The following is a 4185-nucleotide window of genomic DNA, read 5'->3' as shown; positions in this document are numbered from 1 at the left end:
GCCCAGACCCCGGCCGCACCTCCGCAGGCAGGTCCGCCGCAGGCTGGCCCCGCCCAGGCCGTACCCCCGGCCCAGCCGGCGGCACCGCACCCGCGGCCCGGCGCGGAATCCGCGCCTCCGGCTGCCCCCGCGGTGAACGCCGCCATCCCGCCGGCGGCCTTCGGGCCTCCCCAGATGACCTCCTTCAGCAGCGCGGGCCACACTCCGCCCGGCGGCTCGGCCCCGCTCGGCAACCCCCCGTTCGGCACTGGCCACACCCCGCCCGGCGGCAACCCCGCACTGCTCGGCGGGGCCCCGTCCGGGGGTGGGACGCCGCCCGGCAAGCACCGCAAGCGCATGCTGATCGCGGTGTGTGCCACCGTGGCCACGCTGCTGATCGCGGGGGTGGCGATGGCCGTCGTCACCTTGGACAAGGGCAAGAACGACACGGCGGACAAGGACCACAAGCCCGGCCGCTCGAACGCCCCCTCCAGCCACGCCTCCCACTCGGCGACCCCGTCCACCGAGCCCTCCTCGCAGACCCCGGCGACCAAGCCGGTCACCACGGGCGACGTCCCGGACGACTATCTGGGCGCCTGGGAGGGCGAGGTCATGGAGGACGGCACCGCGACCGGCAAGATCCGCCGGTTCGTCCTCAGCCAGGGCACCACCGGCTCCGAGGTAGCCGACACCCTGGAGTCCGCCGCGGACGCGTTCTGCCAGGAGACCGGCACGCTGAAGGCGAAGCGCAGTCTGCTGGTGATCGAGAGCAAGGTGAGCACCGGTGTGCCGTCCGACAAGTGCAGCGACACCGGCGAGCAGACCCTGAAACTGCGCCCGGACGGCTCCATGGCCTGGACGGACATCGAAGGCTCGGAGACCGCCACCCTGCGGCGGACGGAGTCGGGCGACGAGCCGATCCCGGCGAAGTACCTGGGTACCTGGCTGGCGAGCGACGCGTACGGGACGAAGAACGCCACCTTCAAGATCACGATCGAGCAGGGCGCGTTCGGGACCGGGGTGGCCACCACCCTCTGGCAGAGCGACAAGGCCGAGTGCACCGGGATCATGCGGCTGGTCTCCGTCAAGGACGGCGAGCTGGTGCTGAGCACCGAGGAGATCACCCGCTCGGTGCCGGAGGACCAGTGCTCCGCCTCGAACTCGATCACCTTCCACGCCTCGGGCAACGACAAGCTGCGCGAGGAGTACCAGGACGAGAACGACGAGTCGCAGACCCAGACCTTCACCCGGCTCAGCTGAGCCGCCGCCCCGGCCGGGCGGGTTCGTCGTGAACGGGTCAGGGCCGCACCGCCATCGGATGGCGGTGCGGCCCTGAGGCGTCATCCGGCTCGGCGGCCGGACCCGATCACAGGAACGAGTTGATCTCGATCGTCTCGTCGCGGCCCGGGCCGACGCCGATCGCCGAGATCGGCGCCCCGGACATCTCCTCCAGCGCCTTCACGTAGGCCTGCGCGTTCTTCGGCAGCTCAGCGAAGGTCTTGGCCTTGCTGATGTCCTCGGACCAGCCCGGCAGCATCTCGTAGATCGGCTTGGCGTGGTGGAAGTCGGACTGGCTGTAGGGCAGCTCCTCGACCCGCTTGCCGTCGATCTCGTACGCCACGCACACCGGGATCTGCTCCCAGCCGGTGAGCACGTCCAGCTTGGTGAGGAAGAAGTCGGTGAGGCCGTTCACCCGGGTCGCGTAGCGGGCGATCACCGCGTCGAACCAGCCGCAGCGGCGGTCGCGGCCGGTGGTCACACCGCGCTCGCCGCCGATGGTGCGCAGCTTGTCGCCGTCCTCGTCGAACAGCTCGGTCGGGAACGGACCGGCGCCCACTCGGGTGGTGTACGCCTTGAGGATGCCGATGACCCGGTTGATCTTCGTCGGGCCCACCCCGGAGCCGGTGCAGGCACCGCCGGCGGTCGGGTTGGAGGAGGTGACGAACGGGTACGTGCCGTGGTCCACGTCCAGCAGGGTGCCCTGGCCGCCCTCGAAGAGCACGACCTTGCCCTCGTCGATGGCGTTGTTCAGCACCAGGGTGGTGTCGCAGACGAAGCCGCTCAGCTTGTCCGCGTAGCCCAGCAGCTCCTCGACGACCTCGTCGACGGCGATGGCGCGCCGGTTGTAGAGCTTGGCGAGCACCTGGTTCTTGAAGTCGAGTGCCGCCTCGACCTTCTGCCGAAGGATCGATTCGTCGAAGATGTCCTGGACGCGGATGCCGACGCGGTTGATCTTGTCGGCGTACGTCGGACCGATGCCGCGACCGGTGGTACCGATCTTCCGCTTTCCGAGGAAGCGTTCCGACACCTTGTCGATGGTCGTGTGGTACGAGGTGATCAGGTGCGCGTTACCGCTGAGCAGGAGCTTGGAGGTGTCCACGCCTCGCTCGTTCAGTCCGCTCAGCTCGGAGAGCAGGACCGCCGGGTCGACGACCACACCGTTGCCGATGACCGGGGTGCACCCCGGGGAGAGGATTCCGGAAGGGAGGAGGTGGAGCGCGTACTTCTGGTCGCCTACGACGACCGTGTGGCCGGCGTTGTTACCGCCCTGGTAGCGCACCACGTAATCCACGGAGCCGCCGAGCAGATCGGTGGCCTTTCCCTTGCCTTCATCACCCCACTGAGCACCGAGCAGCACAAGTGCGGGCACAGGCGTACACCCCTTCCGGGCGGGGCATGTCCAACGTGCGTGGTGGCTCAGGCCACCCCAAGAGCCGTCGAACCGGTGCCCCGGATAGACGAAGCCCCTGGCGCAACAGCGACAGGGGCTCTTGCACCGAGAGATTACCTGAGGAAGGACCGAGGTGTCGGCTCCAGACCCCGCCGGAGATCCTCTCCCGGATGTCCGGGAGTACCCACTGCTCGTGATCGTCGACCCGGTCGCACGCCGGGTGGACGGCGAATCCGTGCGTATCGCGAGGGACGTGCTGTGTGCCGGCGCGGAGGCGAAGATCTGCCTCCCGCAGGGCCCGGAGGAGGTCGCCCGGGCGCTCGCCCGGCGCGGTGGCAGACGCCCCGTGGTGGTCGGTGACGATCGGGCGTTCCTCCAGGTCGTACGCATGCTCCAGCACGCTGGGGAGCTGTCCGGCACCCCGCTCGCGGTGGTTCCGGTGGGCGGCCCGGCGGCGCTCGGTCTGACCCGTTCGCTGGGCGTTCCGCAGGGCGCCGTGGGGGCGGCCCGCGCCGTGCTGGACGGACGGGTGCACAGCCTGGACCTGCTGCGGGACGACAGCGGCCAAGTGGTGCTGGGCGGTCTGCGGATCCCGTCCGGCAGCGGCCGGGCCGGGGCACCCGGCGGGACCGGCGGATACCGGGCGTACGAGCCGTACGGCCCCGCGGACGGCCCCCTGGGCCCACCCGCCGTGGCGGCCAGGGCTCCGGACGAGGGGCCCTACGGCGGGCCGGGCCGGGCGTATCCGGCGGATTCCGGTGGGGCGGTTGGTGCGGATGAGGCGGATGTCACCGATCCGGCCGGTGCGGCGGGCGCCGGGGGGTGGCTCGGCACGTCCGGCGGGCCCGCAGGACCCGGCGGTGCCGGCATACCGAGCGGCCGGCACACCGGCCACGACGAGCCCGAGGAGCCCGCCGCCGGGGATCCCGACAGGCCCGGCCCACGGGGCGCGGAGGGCGCCGCTCCGCCGCCCGCCGGCGGTCCGGCGGGCGGCGGCTCCGGCAGAGCGCCCCGGCCCGCCTCCGGCTCCCGGCCGCAGGCCTGGTGGACTCCGGCGGCCCGTACCGCCCGATCGGCCCTGGCCCTGCTCACCCTGCCGGTGCCCGGCCTGGGCGGGGCCGGGCGGCGCCGGGGCCAGCCGCCCGCGCAGCGGCTGCGGGTGGAGGCGGACGGGGTGCTGCTCTCCGATCTGGACCGGCCGGTGGCCCGGGTCGCCGTGTCGACCCCGGGCAGCGGGCTGGCCGAGGTGGTGGTGCACCCGGTGGGCGCCGGCGAGCCGCGGCGCGCCCGGGCCCGAATGATCACGGTCTCCGGCCCGGACTTCCACTACCGCGCCGACACCCATACCGGCGGTCCGGTACGCACCCGCACCTGGACCGTCCTCCCCGGCGCCTGGCAGCTGCTGCTGCCCCGCGGCTGACCGCCGCACCCCCATCGTTGTCCACAGGCTGTGGACAACGATGGGGGTCGCCAGGTCGGCCGTGAGGTCCCGGGCTGCCGGTGGGGCCCACTCCCTGGGGCGGGGCCATCGGGAG

General features: G+C 72.5%; 2 protein-coding genes and 1 pseudogene. 2 read left to right on the top strand and 1 reads right to left on the bottom strand.

Annotated features, from left to right (window positions below; genetic code table 11):
- Window positions 1–1239, top strand: a pseudogene (locus E4099_RS29805) (hypothetical protein); the annotation flags it as partial.
- Window positions 1240–1345: 106 nt separating this feature from the next.
- On the opposite strand, the gene E4099_RS29800 reads toward E4099_RS29805, so the two are convergent.
- Window positions 1346–2629: an adenylosuccinate synthase gene (locus E4099_RS29800; protein WP_135342224.1), complete on the bottom strand. Its 1284-nt coding sequence runs from the start codon at window positions 2627–2629 to the stop codon at window positions 1346–1348.
- 214 nt (window positions 2630–2843) lie between these two features.
- Between E4099_RS29800 and E4099_RS35085 the strand changes: the two genes are divergently transcribed.
- Entirely contained in the window at window positions 2844–4070 is a 1227-nt protein-coding gene (locus E4099_RS35085; RefSeq protein ID WP_167828525.1) for a diacylglycerol kinase catalytic domain-containing protein, read from the top strand.
- The last annotated feature ends 115 nt before the right edge of the window (window positions 4071–4185 follow it).

Origin of the sequence: Streptomyces palmae, from assembly GCF_004684805.1 — a bacterium.
Taxonomy (GTDB): domain Bacteria; phylum Actinomycetota; class Actinomycetes; order Streptomycetales; family Streptomycetaceae; genus Streptomyces; species Streptomyces palmae.
Note: the sequence above shows the minus strand (reverse complement) of the source record. Positions and strands in the feature narration are given on the sequence as shown.